The 1,236-nt window shown below is 47.7% G+C and carries 1 protein-coding gene and 1 pseudogene; both read right to left on the bottom strand.

Annotated elements, in window-relative coordinates; genetic code table 11:
• Positions 1-13: 13 nt before the first annotated feature.
• Complete coding sequence (locus H0248_RS21660; protein ID WP_180787447.1) at positions 14-544, bottom strand: hypothetical protein; 531 nt, start codon at positions 542-544, stop codon at positions 14-16.
• Positions 545-854: 310 nt separating this feature from the next.
• Positions 855-1,236: pseudogene (locus H0248_RS21655) on the bottom strand (hypothetical protein); the annotation flags it as partial.

Raw genomic sequence — 1,236 nt, 5'->3', positions numbered from 1 at the left:
TACACAGAATGATTTACAGGGTCTCTGTTTCATCACTCATCAGCGTCAGCGTGTAATTCCGGCACTCAAATACCACATCAGCATCGGATAGCCCAAAGGCTCCACCAGCAATAATCTCTCCAATTTCACACGCTGGCGTTTCGACGATAGATAGGCGATAACCACCAAACGTTACAGGCGGGTTATCAGGCCCTTCACTTAAATAGAGGTCTACAGCCTTAGCAGACAGTGCAGCACGTTCATGTCCATCCATGCCAACCGCCTGACCAACACAATTCGCCAGGTGCTGCTTAATCTCAGCGACGCTCATGTCTACCAGCTCGTTACCTACCTTTTTCTTCTTTCTGGCCAACACAGGCTTGCTCTTGGCGTTCTGTGTTCGTGGATCATGACTGTCACGATACAGAGACAGATAAGCGTCACAGGCATCCGCATCAACCTTGCCGCTAACCCGCAGGGGAAAGCCCACTTTGCTCTCCCAGTTGTAGAATGCCCGACGACTTATCCCTACATGTTCGGCGTACTGGCTTACTGACATCAACATAAAAATATTCCCTCTGACAGGCAGAGTGTGAACCCTTCACACTTGTGCACACTAACAACTGTGAAGGGTTCACACTTTTTAATGAAATGTGTGAATCAAACTGTAAATCAAATGCTACTCCATTTCCCCGCTACGCCTTGCCACCAAAGGTTTGTAACAATCCATCAACAAAACTGTGAAGTGTAAAGTGTGAATCAAATTCAAAAGTTGATAGCTAGTGAAACAACGCGGCTCGCAATGCCCGTGCTTTACAAAAGTGCTAGGAAGGACCCATTTTTTTCTAGATGATAACTGTTGTCATTTGTTGACATCATTTCGCTGTCCTCATCGCTTCTGCTATCGCCTTGCTCAACTCACCCGGCATCAATGCCGCTGCCATCGCGTTGGCTCTATCGAAATATCCCAGCCTTTCACGAACAGGCATCGCGTCACCAAATCGAATCAATAGCTTCAGTGGCCGCTGTTTCACTCTTGGCATTCGTGTACCGTTTGCAGAGCGCTTCTGCCGTTTCCTACCCTTCTTGACCTTCTTGGCTTTCTTACGCTGCCATAGCCCACTCACACCATTCACCTCACCAACAAAGGTGTTGTCCTTCTTGCGTGAATCCATCTTTCTGTTGCCCAAGTTTCCGTACTTGTTCAACCTGATGTTTTTAGGGTTCAGTAGTGTGATCTTGACCCGCCATCTACGG

The organism is Pectobacterium brasiliense (assembly GCF_013449685.1).
Lineage (GTDB): Bacteria > Pseudomonadota > Gammaproteobacteria > Enterobacterales > Enterobacteriaceae > Pectobacterium > Pectobacterium brasiliense_A.
Note: the sequence above shows the minus strand (reverse complement) of the source record. Positions and strands in the feature narration are given on the sequence as shown.